This window comes from Staphylococcus sp. FSL W8-0271 (assembly GCF_038006605.1).
In the GTDB taxonomy this organism is placed as follows: domain Bacteria; phylum Bacillota; class Bacilli; order Staphylococcales; family Staphylococcaceae; genus Staphylococcus; species Staphylococcus cohnii.
In genome coordinates this window covers 1754820-1771926 of the sequence record NZ_JBBOVM010000001.1, presented here as the reverse complement: position 1 = coordinate 1771926, position 17107 = coordinate 1754820, and the positions used below count along the sequence as shown (strand labels likewise).

17 protein-coding genes are annotated in these 17107 nt (G+C 30.9%); 12 read left to right on the top strand and 5 right to left on the bottom strand.

The genetic code is table 11. The features are described from left to right. Positions 1-79 precede the first annotated feature (79 nt). The 7 genes from NST87_RS08645 to auxB all read left to right on the top strand — a co-directional run bounded on the left by NST87_RS08645 (position 80) and on the right by auxB (position 6111). Complete coding sequence (locus NST87_RS08645) at positions 80-358, top strand: UPF0223 family protein (protein ID WP_019467844.1); 279 nt, start codon at positions 80-82, stop codon at positions 356-358. A 166-nt stretch (positions 359-524) separates the two neighbouring features. Next, a complete protein-coding gene (locus NST87_RS08640; RefSeq protein ID WP_019467843.1) occupies positions 525-1064 on the top strand; it encodes a helix-turn-helix domain-containing protein in 540 nt (179 codons plus the stop codon). Between the two features lie 11 nt (positions 1065-1075). Continuing rightward, positions 1076-2170 carry an ABC transporter ATP-binding protein gene (locus NST87_RS08635; protein WP_040030522.1) on the top strand — a complete coding sequence of 365 codons (1095 nt, stop codon included), beginning with the start codon at positions 1076-1078 and terminating at the stop codon, positions 2168-2170. Further along, positions 2163-2966, top strand: coding sequence for an ABC transporter permease (locus NST87_RS08630; protein ID WP_040030523.1), 804 nt, complete (start codon positions 2163-2165; stop codon positions 2964-2966). The genes NST87_RS08635 and NST87_RS08630 overlap by 8 nt, the downstream gene beginning before the upstream one ends. A gap of 5 nt (positions 2967-2971) precedes the next feature. Continuing rightward, entirely contained in the window at positions 2972-3781 is an 810-nt protein-coding gene (locus NST87_RS08625; RefSeq protein ID WP_019467840.1) for an ABC transporter permease, read from the top strand. Further along, positions 3781-4854 (top strand): ABC transporter substrate-binding protein, encoded by a 1074-nt coding sequence (locus NST87_RS08620; RefSeq protein ID WP_040030525.1) that lies wholly within the window; start codon positions 3781-3783, stop codon positions 4852-4854. The genes NST87_RS08625 and NST87_RS08620 overlap by 1 nt, the downstream gene beginning before the upstream one ends. Positions 4855-4929: 75 nt before the next feature. Continuing rightward, positions 4930-6111 carry a lipoteichoic acid stability factor AuxB gene (gene auxB / locus NST87_RS08615; protein WP_340721582.1) on the top strand — a complete coding sequence of 394 codons (1182 nt, stop codon included), beginning with the start codon at positions 4930-4932 and terminating at the stop codon, positions 6109-6111. A 474-nt stretch (positions 6112-6585) separates the two neighbouring features. Here auxB and NST87_RS08610 read toward each other — a convergent pair whose 3' ends face one another. Beyond that, positions 6586-7911, bottom strand: coding sequence for an Nramp family divalent metal transporter (locus NST87_RS08610; RefSeq protein ID WP_064264115.1), 1326 nt, complete (start codon positions 7909-7911; stop codon positions 6586-6588). 236 nt (positions 7912-8147) lie between these two features. Between NST87_RS08610 and NST87_RS08605 the strand changes: the two genes are divergently transcribed. Next, on the top strand, positions 8148-8660 hold the full coding sequence (locus NST87_RS08605; protein WP_019469258.1) for a DUF4064 domain-containing protein: 513 nt from the start codon (positions 8148-8150) through the stop codon (positions 8658-8660). A gap of 945 nt (positions 8661-9605) precedes the next feature. On the opposite strand, the gene NST87_RS08600 is transcribed toward NST87_RS08605, so the two are convergent. Then, complete coding sequence (locus tag NST87_RS08600) at positions 9606-10217, bottom strand: YktB family protein (protein WP_019469260.1); 612 nt, start codon at positions 10215-10217, stop codon at positions 9606-9608. Between the two features lie 246 nt (positions 10218-10463). Here NST87_RS08600 and NST87_RS08595 point away from each other — a divergent pair, with 246 nt between their 5' ends. Further along, positions 10464-11279, top strand: coding sequence for an inositol monophosphatase family protein (locus tag NST87_RS08595; protein ID WP_040030527.1), 816 nt, complete (start codon positions 10464-10466; stop codon positions 11277-11279). A gap of 198 nt (positions 11280-11477) precedes the next feature. Here NST87_RS08595 and NST87_RS08590 read toward each other — a convergent pair whose 3' ends face one another. After that, positions 11478-11669 carry a DUF5325 family protein gene (locus tag NST87_RS08590; protein ID WP_019469262.1) on the bottom strand — a complete coding sequence of 64 codons (192 nt, stop codon included), beginning with the start codon at positions 11667-11669 and terminating at the stop codon, positions 11478-11480. Positions 11670-11769: 100 nt separating this feature from the next. On the opposite strand from NST87_RS08590, the gene typA reads away from it, so the two are divergent. Continuing rightward, positions 11770-13617, top strand: a complete 1848-nt coding sequence (gene typA / locus NST87_RS08585; RefSeq protein ID WP_019469263.1) for a translational GTPase TypA — start codon at positions 11770-11772, stop codon at positions 13615-13617. A gap of 598 nt (positions 13618-14215) precedes the next feature. On the opposite strand, the gene NST87_RS08580 is transcribed toward typA, so the two are convergent. Then, positions 14216-14389: a DUF2197 domain-containing protein gene (locus NST87_RS08580; protein ID WP_019469264.1), complete on the bottom strand. Its 174-nt coding sequence runs from the start codon at positions 14387-14389 to the stop codon at positions 14216-14218. Further along, the gene (locus NST87_RS08575; protein WP_019469265.1) at positions 14390-14872 is read right to left on the bottom strand and encodes a hypothetical protein; all 483 of its coding nucleotides are present in this window, start codon (positions 14870-14872) and stop codon (positions 14390-14392) included. 344 nt (positions 14873-15216) lie between these two features. Between NST87_RS08575 and NST87_RS08570 the strand changes: the two genes are divergently transcribed. Further along, positions 15217-15492 (top strand): YlaN family protein, encoded by a 276-nt coding sequence (locus NST87_RS08570; RefSeq protein ID WP_071562380.1) that lies wholly within the window; start codon positions 15217-15219, stop codon positions 15490-15492. 358 nt (positions 15493-15850) lie between these two features. Further along, a complete protein-coding gene (gene ftsW, locus NST87_RS08565; protein ID WP_071562379.1) occupies positions 15851-17086 on the top strand; it encodes a cell division peptidoglycan polymerase FtsW in 1236 nt (411 codons plus the stop codon). The last annotated feature ends 21 nt before the right edge of the window (positions 17087-17107 follow it).

The window sequence follows — 17107 nt, the reverse complement described above, 5'->3', positions numbered from 1 at the left end:
TTTTGATTTCTGTCCCGCTCTTTTTTTACATTTTTTAAAATTTTGGTAACTATTTGTTAATTATAGGGAGGATAAGTATATGGAATATTCATATCCGATTGATCTTGAATGGACAAATGAAGAAATGATGCAAGTGGTTGCTTTTTTTAATGCTATTGAAAAATACTATGAATCAAAAGTTGAAGGTAAAGTACTGTTAGAACGTTACAATCAATTTAAAAAAATAGTTCCAGGTAAAGCCCAAGAAAAGCAAATATTTAAAGAATTTGAAAAACAAAGCGGCTACAATAGTTACAAAGTAGTAAAATCAGTCAAAGATGCGTCAAATCAAAAATATTTTAGTTCAAAACAAATTTAACTATTGTCATCTTAGCTATATTTTGATATTTTTATTAAGCACTAAACAAAATGTTTGATAAAAGTAAACAAAATATAGCTTTTTTTGTATAAATAATACTCATGTTTTGGTTAACTATTGTTTCCTAAATGTGCAAAATAAGAAATTAAAAAAATAAGGTGACAGAATGAAGATTGGAAAAAAATTAAAAAATCTTAGAAATATTAAGCAACTCACTCAAGGTGAGCTGGCAGAGCGTACAAATCTATCTAAAGGATATGTTTCACAAATTGAAAGTGAACATGCCTCACCAAGTATGGAAACTTTTTTTAATATTTTAGAAGTGTTAGGTACTACTCCTCGTGAATTTTTTTATGATTCAGCAAATACTAAGGTGTTATATAGGAAAAATGAACAAATTCATTATGATGAATCTGATAAAGGATATTTACTAAATTGGCCAATCACACAATCGAATAATTTTGAAATGGAACCGTTAATACTTACTTTGAGACCTAATGCATCGTATAAAAGTTTTGATCCATCAGATTCCGATACATTTATATATTGTCTACAAGGCGAAGTTTCACTTTTATTAGGAAGTGATTATTATCACGCTGAAGAAGGAGATGCGTTATATTTTAAAGCAAATCAAATACATAGATTAAAGAACCTTACATCACAAGATGTGAAAGTTTTGGTTGTTGCTACAGCATCATATTTATAGGAGGACAATACATGAACCCTTTATTGACATTCCAATCAGTAAGTAAAGCTTATGATGGAACTCAAATATTAGATAATATAGATTTGAATATTGAGTCTGGACATTTTTACACATTATTAGGCCCTTCTGGTTGTGGAAAAACTACAATTCTGAAACTGATTGCAGGCTTTGAACAAGTTGATCATGGACAAATCGTTTATCAAGGAAAATCGATTAATCAAGTTCCTGCTAATAAGAGAAAAGTAAATACTGTTTTTCAAGATTATGCCTTATTTCCCCATTTGACTGTATTTGATAATATAGCATTTGGATTAAAAATAAAAAAATTAAATAAGGAAGTAATTAAAGCTAAAGTGCAGGAAGCTTTAAAATTAGTGAAATTAACTGGCTTTGAAAATAGAATGATAGATGGTATGAGTGGTGGACAAAAGCAACGAATTGCAATTGCGCGAGCTATCGTAAATGAACCTGAGATTTTACTTTTAGACGAATCATTATCGGCATTGGATTTAAAATTAAGAACTGAAATGCAATATGAATTAAGAGAAATTCAATCTAGATTAGGTATTACTTTTATTTTTGTGACACATGATCAAGAAGAAGCATTGGCATTGAGTGATTATATCTTTGTTATGAAAGATGGGAAAATACAACAATTTGGTACACCTACAGATATTTATGATGAACCAGTAAATCGTTTTGTTGCTGATTTTATTGGAGAATCTAATATTTTGAAAGGGACAATGGTCGAAGATTATGTTGTTAATATTTACGACCAAGCATTTAAGTGTGTTGATATGGGAATTCCTAGTCAACAACAAGTTGAAGTCGTAATCAGACCAGAATACATTGCGTTAGTAAACCACAACGAAGGATTATTTGAAGTGACTGTTGATTCTATGTTATTTAGAGGTGTACACTATGAAATCAATTGTGTAGATAGAAAAGGTTATGAGTGGATGGTGCATTCTACAAAGAAAACTGAAGTAGGTAGTAAAGTAGGTTTGTTTTTTGAACCAGAAGCGATTCATATTATGGTGCCTGGCGAAACCGAAGCAGAGTTTGATGAACGTATTAATAGTTATGAGGTTAATGATAATGCGTAAAATAAATAGATTTTTATTTATACCATATATTTTATGGATGGTTTTATTTATCGTTGTGCCAGTCATTTTGCTAATTTATTTCTCAATGATTGATATACATGGTCATTTTAGTTTACATAATTATAAACAAATGCTGACACCAAAATATTTTTTGATGATATGGGACTCTATAGTGTACGCTGTGTTAATTACGATGACTACGTTGCTTATTAGTTATCCAGCAGCATACTTTATCCGTACAGCAAAACATCAGAATTTATGGTTATTGATATTAATTATACCTACTTGGATTAATTTACTTCTAAAGACCTATGCATTTATTGGCTTGTTCAGTCATGATGGTATTATCAACCGAATATTATATAGTTTGCATTTACCTAAAGCGGAACTTTTATTTACAGGTCCTGCCTTTATAATTGTAGCCAGTTATATTTATATACCATTTATGATTTTACCAATTTTTAATAATATGAAGGACATACCAAATAATTTATTACAAGCTTCAAGTGATTTAGGTGCTAGTCGATTAATGACCTTTAAAAAAGTGATTATGCCTTTGACAAAACGTGGCGTACTAACAGGGGTGCAAGTTACATTTATTCCTGCGCTTTCTTTGTTTATGATCACAAGGTTAATTGCTGGTAATAAAGTCATTAATATTGGAACGGCGATTGAGGAACAATTTCTTGTAATTCAAAACTATGGGATGGGTTCAACTATTGCGTTGTTTCTCATTCTTTTTATGGCTTTTGTCTTAATCATTACAAATAAAAAATCTACAAATGGAAAAGGGTGAATCATATGAAATGGTATGGCAAACTATATATCGGTATATTAATTGCAGTGTTGTATATCCCTATACTGTTTTTAATGTTTTATTCATTTAATTCAGCAGGTAATATGATTCACTTTGAGCATTTTACATTAGCGCACTATTTATCCTTATTTAAAAATGACAGATTATTAGCAGTTATTTTTAATACGATTGCAGTGGCATTATTAGCGGCTGCAATTGCAACGGTAATTGGAACAATGGGGGCCATTGCTTTATATCATTTAAGAAATAAAAAATTAAAAATTTCGTTACTCACTTTAAATAATGTGCTCATGGTTTCTTCAGATGTTGTTATTGGTGCATCATTTTTGATTATGTTTACGGCAATAGGTCATTTTACAGGTTTAGGGCTTGGATTTATCACTGTATTAATTTCACATATTGCTTTTTGCATTCCAATTGTAGTGATTATTGTGTTACCCAAGTTATATGAAATGAATGTACATACTTTAGATGCTGCTAGAGATTTAGGTGCTAGTGAATTGCAAGTTTTAAATAAAGTGATGTTACCACATTTGTTTCCAGCGATACTTGGCGGTTTTTTTATGGCATTAACCTATTCTTTGGATGATTTTACAGTTAGTTTTTTCGTTACAGGCAATGGATTTAGTGTATTATCAGTAGAAGTTTATGCTATGGCAAGAAAAGGTATAAGTATGGAAATTAATGCGATATCGACAATACTTTTTATAACGATCATCATAGGCATTCTTGGTTATTATTTGATACTAAAATTTATCAAACGAAATAAAGTATTGAAGCAGGTGACACAATAATGAAACGATTTTTACAATTAATCGTGCTTTCAATTTTCGTTGGACTACTATGTTTATTGGTAAGCCAAAAACTCACTGAAAAAGAGCATTCTGCTTCAGGTGAAAAAATTTATGTGTATAATTGGGGAGAATATATTGATCCGAGTTTAGTAAAAAAATTTCAAAAAGAAACTGGCATTGAAGTTGTGTACGAAACATTCGATTCAAACGAAGCTATGGAAGCAAAAATACGTAATGGTGGTACAAATTATGATGTAGCTTTTCCAAGTGAATATACGATAGAAAAAATGAAAAAAGAAGGTTTGTTATTACCTTTAAATCATGAGAAAATACCAAATATGAAAAATTTAGATAAAGATTATATGAATATGTCATTTGATAGGGGTAATCATTATTCGGTGCCATATTTTTTTGGGACAGTAGGTATTTTATATAATAAAAATGTATATCCACAAGATAACTTTAATTCATGGGAAAGTTTATATAATCCCAAATATCAAAATGATATTTTATTAGTAGACGGTGCAAGAGAAGTTATGGGTTTAGGTTTAAACAAATTAGGCTACAGTTTAAATGATAAGCAATCAAAACATCTTGCAGAAGTTGAACAAGATTTAAAACAATTAAGCCCTAATATTAAAGGTGTTGTCGGTGATGAAATAACTATGATGCTTGAACAACACGAAGCTAATATTGCAGTTGTGTGGAGCGGTATAGCAGCGCCAATTTTACAAAATAATAGTGATTTTGATTACGTTGTACCAAAAGAAGGGTCAAACTTATGGTTTGATAATATGGTAATACCAAAGACAGCTCAAAATAAAGCAGGGGCACATAAGTTTATCAATTTTATGTTAGATGCACAGAATAGTAAACAAAATACGGAGTGGGTAGCTTATGCAACACCTAATAAGGCTGCAAGAGCACAATTACCAAAAGACATCAAAGATGATGAACGTTTTTATCCTTCAAAGCGTACACAAGCACGTTTAGAAGTCTATAAAGATTTAGGTAAAGATACACTAAGTGAATATAATGAACGCTTTTTAAATTTTAAAATGTCGCTAAATTAAAGCGTAGTATAGTAGTTATTTTATCGTTTATTCGATATAATAGTTTGATAAGTAGTATAAGGAGTTGTATAAAAAATGTCAGGAGAACAATATACTCAAGTTAGGCGTCCAGTGAGTCGACTAGCAGAAAAGGTATTGGGTTGGTTGAGCTGGATATTCTTACTATTACTAACAATCATCACAATGTTTATTGCATTAGTTTCTTTTAGTAGTGAAAGTTCTATTCAAAATTTAGAAACGTCGTTAAATGGTAATGATTTTATTCAGCAAATATTGGCAAATAATGGATTAAATACGATTCAATTTGTTATTTGGTTACAAAATGGTATATGGGCAGTTATTGTATATTTCATTGTTTGTTTATTAATATCATTTTTAGCGTTAATTTCAATGAATATTAGAATATTATCTGGGTTTTTATTTTTAATAGCTACCATCGTCACTTTACCTTTAGTTCTATTATTTGTACCACTCATTATACCGATTCTATTTTTAATAGTTGCAATTATGATGTTCGCACGTAAAGATAAAGTAGAAATGATACCAGCTTATTATTCAGGTGGTTATCAAGGTAGTTATAATGACTATGGTCAAGAAAGAGAATCAGAACCAAAATCTGAACCGAGGTCTGAGCCAAAATCTGAACCAAACCCACAATATAATGTACAACAAGATACTTCTGACTTAGAACAACCATCCAATCAAGAACAACAATTAAGAAGAGGTGGGTATAGTTCCGAAATTGCAGACAAAGTAAATTCGGATATTAATTCAAAAGAGGAAGAACCTCAAGTATTATCTCGACAGGCTAAATATAATTATAAATCAAGAAAACAGTCAAATGATATTGATGATAATCTTCAAAATGAACAAGAGGACGCAAACATAGATAGTGAAGAATCTGAAATAGAAGCTAGACAAAGACAAGAAGCATTTGAAAAAGAACAACAACTTCAGCAAGAAGCTTATGAAGAACAACAGCGAATCAAGCAAGAAAAGGCTGAGGAAGCTGCTAGATTGAAACAAGAAAAAGCTGAAGAAAAAGCTAGAATTAAGCAAGAAAAGAAAGCACGTAAACAGCGTGAAAAAGAAAGACGTAAACAACAACCAAGTGCTGTTAGTCAACGAAGAATGAACTTTGAAGAACGAAAGAAAATCACAGGTCAATCTGCTGAATCATCAGAGATTGATGAAGCAAAAAGTCAATCAAGTAAAACTAAACAAAATGAAGCAATAGATTCAGATAAAGAAAAATAATGGTTTTATTTGCGCTATGCTATACGCAAAATAAGAGGGTCAATCCTTAATATGGATTGACCCTCTTTATATTTACGATTTTGATCGTGCATGCTTGCCTGGGGATATGGTTCGAGCCTGTAGTCTCTCACTCATATCATTTCCCCGGGCGTCAGCACGATGCAAAATCCCTATAAGTGATATGATTTAATACAATAGAAACTTCTTCGTATTATTTAACTTATACAACTAAAGCAAGTCATATTTTTAATTAACCAAAAGATATAACTTAATATGAATACACATGATGGATGCGTCCATTTTATATAAAAAACTTACGATTTTGATCGTGCATGCTTACCTGGGGATATGGTTCGAGCCTGTAGTCTCTCACTCATATCATTTCCCCGGGCGTCAGCACATTTCAAAACCGCAATTTCGCAAAGAAATCGTCAGTTTTGTTTCTCTGTAAATATTTGAGTTGCAGTCGCATGTTTACATGAGTTCTTTAAATGTTTCTAATATTAAGTATACATTTAATATGCTTAAAATAATGATTAATAGCCATGAAATTGTATTAACCCAGGTTCTGTTTTTAAATTGACCCATTAAATAACGATTATTTGTTGCCAGTTGTAAAGGTATTAATGAGAACGGTAAAGCTAAACTTAAAAATACTTGTGAGAATACTAGCAATTGTTCAATTTTTGCTTCATCACTTTTGAAAATAATGATACAGAATATGATAGGTAAAATTGCAAGTAGACGAGTAACTAGTCTACGTAACCAGTTTGGAATTTTAAGATGCAAAAACCCTTCCATTACAATTTGACCAGCCATTGTACCAGTAATTGTAGAATTTTGGCCTGATGCTAATAGAGCAACTGCGAATAAGGTACTCATAATTGCACCCATAGAAGCTCCTAATACAGGCTGATTTTGTAAAGCGTGATATAAATCGTAGAAACCACCTAATTGATCAGTATTAACACCATAAAATAAGGCAGCACCTAAAACGAGTAATAAGCAATTAATGATAAATGCAATCGAAAGTTGAATATTAGAATCCATCGTAGCATATTTAATTGCATGTGCTTTTGATTTTAAACTATTTCTATCATACATTCTTGATTGAACAATTGAAGAATGTAGATATAAATTGTGTGGCATAATCGTAGCCCCAATAATTCCTAAAGCAATAAACAATGCGCTATTATTCGTTATTATTTCTTTGCTTGGTACAAAACCAGTTAACACTTCATTGACATGAGGTGAAGCAATAAACACCTCAAATATAAAGATCACAAGTACCGTGAAAATTAACGTACCTACAATCGCTTCAATTTTTCGGAATCCAAATCGCATGATAAAGAGTAATAAAAATACGTCCAATACCGTGATAAGTGCACCGACAAGTAGTGGAATGCCAAACAATAAATCTAATGCTATCGCACTCCCGATAACTTCTGCGATATCAGTTGCAATAATTGCTAATTCAGCAATAATCCAAAAAACAAAAGCTAATGGTTTGTTTAAGTAATATTTTGTAGCTTGTACTAAATCCATACCTGTCGCTATTCCTAATCTTACCGTCATACTTTGTAGTAACATTGCCGATAAGCTAGAGAGTAAAATTACGAATAGCAAAATGTATCCAAATTGTGCACCACCTTGCATTGAAGTAATCCAATTTCCTGGATCCATGTAACCAACTGCTACTAACAACCCTGGACCTAAATAAGATAATAACTTTTGACTAAATTTACCATTGCTATTAATAGAAACCGTGTTATTGATTTCTTCTAAACTTTTATTATGCATTTTTATATTATTAGCCAATAATGATACCTCCTATACTTCTAACTAACTTTTTATAGGTTACTCCAAAAAAATATTAGGTCAACCTAATAACGCGTAATTGCTTAGATAAAGTTTTACTGTTTTTAATTTTTTATTAGTAAATTAATATTTTGAAATATAGAAAATAACACTTTGTAATTTTGTAATTTTGTTAAATTTGCTATGATAGTGATAATGAAAGAATAGGAGGAAAAATGATGAATCGGAAAGCAGAAAAAATCCTTGCTTGGATTGCAAACGGTCTTAGTCTATTATTTTTAATACTCATGATTTTGGGACTAATTTTATTGAATTTTCCCGAATCCAAGGAAGCATTAAACCAAATATATGAACAGCAAGGTATGTCTATATCGGCAGATGCGCTTAAAGCTTCAATATTAATGCAAGGTGGATTTTTATTATTCGCGACGATTCTAGGGTTCTGTGGCGTATTTACAATTAAAGGAAACAGAATTTTAGCTGGTTGCCTATTAATTGCTGCAGCTTTAATTAGTCTTTTTACTGGTAATTTTATTGCGTTAATACTTTGGATTATTGCTGGAATTATGCTATTAGTGAAAAAAGACAAGGGTCAACCACAATATCATAATCAAATACAACAAAATGACATTAGTGAAGATGCCAAAGATATTGGTCAACGACAAAAAAGTGATATGAATCCAGAACAAGAATTAAAAAAGAAAAAAGATGAGGATCCTTATATTTATTAAGTTATGTGACAAGGCTTAGTAATAAATGATCTATAAAAACTGAAAATATACGCTAACTGCTAACAAAGTAATAACTATGTTAGCAGATTAGTTGTTAGTACAATTTTTGATTTTATATACAATACAAATTCAGGAGTTTAAAACACCATCCTTTTTTTTGATTATATTAATAACAAGATAGATATCACAACATGCTAATGTATTATTTATAAACGTAAAACAGCGACAACTTCTATTTTAAATAGAAATTGTCGCTGTTTATAGTCTAAAATATTTATATCTTAGTTCAGACTGTCGACAAAGCCTCCGACTTTGTTGGCAGTTTTTTATGCACGCTTTCCGCGGGCACTGCCTTAGCCTGTAGTCTTCGGCTAGTGCTATTCCCGCAGGAGTCGGCATAAATCACTGCTAATATCACACTAAAATATTACTAATTCAGAGACTATCTTGTCTCATTGATTTGAATTTCTAAAAATTGAGATGGGAAAGCCACCTTTTTATAAAAGGTGGTTCAGACTGTCGTCAAAGTCTCTGACTTTGTTGGCACTTTTTTTGTGCACGCTTTCCGTGGACACTGACTTAGCCTGTAGTCTTCGGCTAGAGCTCTTCTCGCAAGAGTCGGCATAAATCACTGTCAATATTATAATATATGTAAATTAAGCAGTGGTGGTGTTTATTATGTTGAATAAATCTATTGATAAAAGAGATCAATATGAAATGATTTCTATCTCTGAATTAGCAGAAAACGACACACTTTATTTTCAAGAAGAATTAAATAATGAAATTAACGAGTAAAGACTAGTTAAAGGAAAAGAATCCTATTTGAAAAACTATAAAAACAGAAAATAGACAAACCCTTCGCATTAATAATTTGCGAAGGGTTTGTCTACGGTCTGTTCTTATATATTAATATCTTAGTTTATTTATAGAATTAAAAATAAAACTTTAGTTGTAAAATTTTAATAGCTGTTCGAAGGTTTCTTCTAAAAATTTTAAAAAGGTTTTATCTGTTTTTAATTCGTCTGCATTTGGAGCAAGGGTACGTGCAACAAATAATTCACCTTTTTTTACTTTTTTAACACGATCAATTGCACTTTGTATTTCGTCATCTGACATGTCTTTAATATATGTTTTTTCTTGAGACATGTGGTCCAAGCTTAAGCTATAATCGGATGGTAAATTTCTAAGCGTATGAAATTGTTCTTCAAAAACTTTCACACGCTGTGCTTTATCTTTTGCTTCATGCATAACACCGTACATGACAAATAATTGGTTTTCAAAAAGACCTATTTGAAAATGTGGTAACATTTTATAACCGCGATTGTTGGTTGCAAAAGCGACCCATGTATCTTTAGGTGGATTTACACTTCGTCTTGCATGTTTAGCAACGTGTGGATAAAAAACTTCTCCAGTTGTTGCCTCTAAATATTGAGAAAAATATTCTCCTAGTTCATGCAATTGTGGTCGAACATGTTTATTCAAAGCTTCCATTCTATTATCTAAACCATCAACAGTAAATGCTTTGAAATCGTTTGTTTTAAATGTATATTTAGCCATTTTAACCTCCTAGTGTGCATCTATTCGTTTATATTTTAGCATAATATAACACTATAAACATTGACTTTGTTTTTTTATTTGAACAATCGTACATTGTACAGAAACGTGTATAAATCTATGAATTAGGGTAAAAACATAGTATTATTAACTAATATGATATTACATACAATTGACTATTTTAAATATATAGTTCTATATCTTATTAAATATTAATGAAAAGTGAGTCGTGAAAAGGAGAGGGATACAATGACTGTTTATGAGTTTGCAAAAGGCCTTATTTTAGAAGCGGGCATCAATGTAAAAAAAATCATGAAACAAGGTATAGAAATAGAAACTAAGTCAAATCCCAATGATTTAGTGACAAATGTTGATAAAGCGACAGAAAAATATATTTTTGACAATATCAAGCAGACTTATCCAGAGCATTTAGTAATTGGTGAAGAAGGGCATGGACATGACCTTAAAGACGAATCAGGTATTGTATGGGTTATTGATCCAATTGATGGGACATTGAATTTTGTACACCAAAAAGAAAACTTTGCAATTTCTATTGGTATATTTAACGATGGCAAACCATATGCAGGATTTGTATACGATGTAATAAACGATAAACTTTACCATGCAAAAGCTGGTGAAGGTGCATTTGAAAATGGTAACTTACTACCTGCAATTCAATCGAGCCCTTTAAGTACAAGCATAATTGGTATCAATCCTAATTGGCTTACAAAACCAAGATTGGGTGAAGTGTTCAAACCAATTGTGGATGAAGCTAGAAGCGCGAGAGCTTATGGTTCAGCCGCGTTAGAAATTATTCATGTTGCTACTGGCAAATTAGGAGGCTACATTACACCAAGATTACAACCTTGGGATTTTGCTGGTGGTTTAATCATCCTGCAAGAAGTAGGTGGCATTGGTACAGATTTAATGGGTAACATCTTGTCTATATATGAACCAAGTTCCATAGTAATGGCTAATCCACAATTACATGCGGAATTATTAGAATTTCATTTTCAAAAGAATAATGAAATCATCGAAACATTACAAAAACGTTTAAAACATTAAGATAACTACTTTAATTCATACTATTATGCAAAATTTATATACTTAAATAAAAGATATATGACAAAAGCAATGAATAAGATAATAAGTAGAGAACCGAATATAAACTTTAAATCATTTTAAAAATTTAAATCGATATATATATAAAAGGACAGAAAATACATTTTCAAAATGATTTTCTGTCCCTATTTATTTTAACAATTATAGCCAGTTATTTTCACGATATTTCTTTTTTAAAGTGAAACCGTACCCAAATGTTGCAATGAATAGTATAAATGTTAAAATCATCATTGGAACATTTGTAGCAGCGATACTAAAGCTAAATAAAAGCAATAATATAACAGCTATGATAGCGAGTACCCAGAATATTGATTTAGATTTTTTTTGTTGCATCCCAACCACACCTTTATAGTTTTCTTTAACCAATTATATGATATAATAAAAAAGTTGCAAAGAAAAGTGGGAATTTACTCGAGAAAGGAAATTGTATAAAATGACTAAAATAAGAGAAGATGTTCGTAATATCGCAATCATTGCTCACGTTGACCATGGTAAAACTACATTAGTAGATGAATTATTAAAACAATCAGGAATATTCCGTGAAAATGAGCATGTAGATGAAAGAGCAATGGATTCTAACGACATAGAAAGAGAACGAGGCATAACAATTCTTGCTAAAAATACAGCAATTAATTATAAAGATAACAGAATCAATATTTTAGATACGCCAGGACACGCCGATTTCGGTGGAGAAGTTGAACGTATTATGAAAATGGTTGATGGTGTAATCTTAGTTGTAGATGCTTATGAAGGTACAATGCCACAAACACGTTTCGTCTTGAAAAAAGCACTTGAACAAAATTTAAAACCTGTAGTAGTTGTAAATAAAATTGATAAACCTGAAGCTAGACCAGAAGGTGTAGTAGATGAAGTATTAGACTTATTTATTGAATTAGAAGCTAACGATGAGCAATTGGATTTCCCCGTTGTTTATGCATCAGCTGTTAATGGTACTGCAAGTCTAGATTCTGAAAAACAAGATGAAAACATGCAATCACTATACGAGACGATTATTGATTATGTCCCAGCTCCAATTGATAATAGAGATGAGCCGTTACAATTCCAAATAGCATTATTGGATTATAACGATTACGTTGGACGTATTGGTGTAGGACGTGTGTTTAGAGGAACGATGCGTGTTGGTGATAGTGTATCTTTATTAAAATTAGATGGCTCAGTTAAGAATTTCAGAGTAACTAAAATTTTCGGTTATTTCGGATTAAAACGTGAAGAAATTGAAGAAGCTTATGCTGGTGATTTAATTGCCGTTTCAGGTATGGAGGATATTAACGTAGGTGAAACTGTAACACCTAATGATCATCAAGAGCCTTTACCAGTTCTAAGAATTGATGAACCTACATTGGAAATGACATTTAGAGTGAATAATTCACCGTTTGCTGGACGTGAAGGTGACTTCGTAACATCTCGTCAAATTCAAGAACGTTTAGATGAACAACTAGAAACAGATGTATCATTAAAAGTAACTCAAACAGAATCGCCAGATAAATGGATAGTTGCAGGACGTGGTGAACTACATTTATCTATTTTAATTGAAAATATGAGACGTGAAGGTTATGAATTACAAGTTTCGAAACCACAAGTTATCTTAAGAGAAATTGATGGCGTTAAATGTGAACCATTTGAACGTGTGCAATGTGAAGTGCCTCAAGAATATACAGGTGCTGTCATAGAGTCATTAGGTCAACGTAAAGGTGAAATGTTAGATATGGTGACAACGGATAATGGTTTAACTCGTCTTATCTTCATGGTTCCAGCACGTGGTTTAATCGGTTATACTACTGAGTTTATGTCACAAACACGTGGCTATGGTATTATTAATCATACTTTTGAAGAATTCAAACCTCGTGTTAAAGGCCGTATAGGTGGTAGAAGAAATGGTGCGCTTGTTTCTATGGATAAAGGTCAAGCAAGTTCATATGCGATTATGGGACTAGAAGATCGTGGTACAAACTTTATGGAACCAGGAACTGAAGTTTATGAAGGTATGATTGTTGGTGAACACAATCGTGAAAATGACTTAACAGTAAATATTACGAAAGAAAAACACCAAACTAACGTACGTTCAGCTACAAAAGACCAAACAGTTACAATGAAACGACCAAGAAAATTAACTTTAGAAGAAGCATTACAATTTATCAATGATGATGAATTAGTAGAGGTGACACCTGAAACGATTCGTATTAGAAAGACAATTTTAGAAAAAGCAGCACGTGAGAAAGAATCGAAACGAATCAAACAATTAATGCAAGAAGAAGAATAATTAGTAAATCATTAAAATAATCGAGAGATAAATATCGTTGATTCACATGACAACGTCAATTTCTATTGAAATAAAATAGAGATTGACGTTGTCTTTTTTTATAACATTATATTGTTTAGTAAATATACAATGATTTTTATTTAGTAATAAAGTCAGTTCAAATTTCAATCTCCTAATTTGAAAGATTTAGTATGAGGTGTGTTGCATTAGAATATAACTATTATGTGTATTACACTGAGGTAATTTGATTGAATTGCATTTAATTAAAGTGTAAGTAAATAATTTAATTGTGTGGTGAATGATTGGAAAAATTTCAATGAAATTTAAAATAATTTTCATTGATAAATGTTAGCGTGTATATTTGCGTTTATATGTTAAGTCTTGTTTCACATCAAGAAAGTTGTTGATATAAAAAACATGAAAGTTTCAAATTAATAGAAACTTTCATGGAGTAATTTTTAGAATTAAACGTTCAGTTTAATGTGGTAATATTAACAATTATTGATAATCGTCACATACCTTCTTCAACGATTACTAATATTACGATGACATGTTTTAGTTTTTCGGTTAAAAATAACATTAAGATTGTAAAAATATGCTATCGATGGTCGAAAGTGGTTTCTCGTTTTCGTTGTTTTGGTGTATCTAGACGACTTTTACATTCGTCGCACATAAAAGTGTGCATTGGATCATTTCTTAATCTTTTAGCTTCTAATGTATTTTGATCAATGAAAACTTCAGTATCACAGATAATACATTGAACTTTTATCATTTAAATCACCTCGATATGAGTAACATACTTGAACTCATATGAATAACCTTGTTCTGGTATATAGACAAAACTATCAACGAAGTTATCGTCATACAATCTTTTGCCATCACGAGCAAATTGGAAGAAAAGATATGGTAGTAGGTCTATTGGTACTTCTATAGAATCTTTATCATTAAACAAACGTATTGCCTTCGCATGATCATATGGTTCAGCATTTTTGAAAAATGGTGACATATTAATTACAAATGAATCTTTTAAAACTGCTCTTTTTCGATATTTAATTTCTGAATTTAGTGTTGGAGGATTTGTTTGTCCTTCTAAAATTGCACGATTCCATTCGCGGTTATCACTGAAATTGATTGGTTTGGTGCCATCAAATACACCATTCTCTAAATCTTCTAATTTAACTTTTCTATCATCAAATATCCAAGTAGTGCTATCTAAAGTAATTGGAAATTTAACTTCGCCCTTAATTTGAATCATAATCCCACTCCTAATATATTTTAAAAATTTTAAATAAAACGATTCGACAACAAGTTAAGTCGTTATGATAATTGACATTTTTGTGAATTTGAACATAATTAAATAATTTGTATCATTGAAGATGCATCATAAAATTAAAAATGCCTAATTGTTTGAATGCTCATATCACAATGATTTGTGCAGTTCGTTTTATTAATTGTATATGTAACTAAAACAAATATATCACTAATTCCAATATTATCATAAATAACTAGCCTTAGTATATTACTGAATTCACTTGCTTTTTCTGTATCAGTGAGATAAACTTTTACATATAAAGTTACAATTGATAGGGGGAGTATGTCATGGTAAAGGGCCAAAAATTAAATAGTGCGGCATATGACCAATTAAATAAAGATGCAGACAGGATTCTTCAATTGATTAAAGTTCAAATGGATAATCTTACATTACCTCAATGCCCATTGTATGAAGAAGTTCTTGATACACAAATGTTTGGTTTACAAAAAGAAGTTGATTTTGCTGTTGAACTAGGCTTAGTGGATAGAGAATCGGGCAAAGATTTAATGCTTCGTTTAGAAAAAGAATTGTCTAAATTACACGAAGCATTTACAAACGTTTAATTGGATTCGCTAATTTTGAAAAGTATAAATTTATTTTTACTAAATAAAATGATATAAAACGAATTAACGTAGTTAAAAACTACATAAGATATTTGAAGTGGCTAAGATGTCAATATTATATTGATTATTTCGTAGCCACTTTTTTTGTTGGATAATAAATGATGTTACGGTTTGATAATGATTGAACAACAAATTATATTTGTTCGAAAAATGAATACATTTTTTGATATACTATTAAAGGTACAATGAATTTTTAAAAACAATTTCAGTATTTGAAATAGTGAAAGTGATTGAAACTATTATAAAAAAATGATTAATATGTAAAGAATATATAAAATAGAATTGGATGATATGTCGAATGAATAACATAAAGAAATTTTTTCAGTATATTAGCAAGAATGCTAAATATATTGACTATCCGTTAGTAATTACATATTTGTTGTTATGTCTCATTGGCTTAGTCATGGTATATAGTGCAAGTATGGTTGCAGCCACTAAAGGTTCTTTAACAGGTGGCGTACCTGTAACAGGAACATATTTTTATACTAGGCAATTAATGTACGTAATTATGAGTATCATTCTTGTTTTTTTTATGGCATTCGTGATGAATGTGAAGTTACTAGAAACGATTAAGTTTCAAAAATGGATGATGCTTGGCATTATCTTATTGTTAGTAGCAACCCTATTAGTAGGAAGTAATATTAATGGCTCAAAAAGTTGGATTAATTTAGGTTTTATGAATTTACAAGCATCAGAATTATTGAAAATTGCCTTGATATTATATATTCCATATATGATTGAAAAGAAAAGGCCAAAAGTTTTTAAAAATCCTAAACTCATGACTTCTCCAATTATTTTATCTGCTATTTGTATCGGCCTTGTATTTTTACAACGCGATGTTGGTCAAACATTATTAATTTTAATAATTTTTTTCTCAATCTTATTTTATGCAGGAATTGGAGTCCAAAAATCGCTAAAATATGGATTAATGATACTCACAGGTATTGTACTTATCGGTGGTTTATTTTTACTGATAGGACTTGTGCCAGATTATTTAACTGCTAGATTTAGTACGCTAACAGATCCATTCAGCAATGAAGGTGGCACAGGGTACCATATTTCTAATTCATTAATTGCAATTGGTAATGGCGGTTTGTTAGGTCGTGGTTTGGGAAACAGTATTATGAAGTTAGGCTACTTGCCTGAACCACATACTGACTTTATTTTTTCCATTATTTGTGAGGAACTTGGACTTGTTGGAGGACTAGTTGTCATTTGCTTATTATTCTTTATTGTATATAGAGCATTTGAACTTGCGAGTAAGACGACTTCATACTTTTATAAATTAGTTTGTGTAGGTGTTGCTAGCTATATAGGTAGTCAAACATTTGTCAATTTAGGTGGTATTTCAGGTACGATTCCTTTAACTGGTGTTCCATTACCATTTATTAGCTTTGGTGGGTCGTCAATGATTAGTCTAAGTATTGCAATGGGGCTATTATTAATCACTGCTAAACAAATTAAAGTCGATGAATCCAAAAAAAGACAACAGCGTAAACATACGCACCATTTTAGCGTTCCCAAAAATGGTTAATACGCGCATAATAAGCAAACG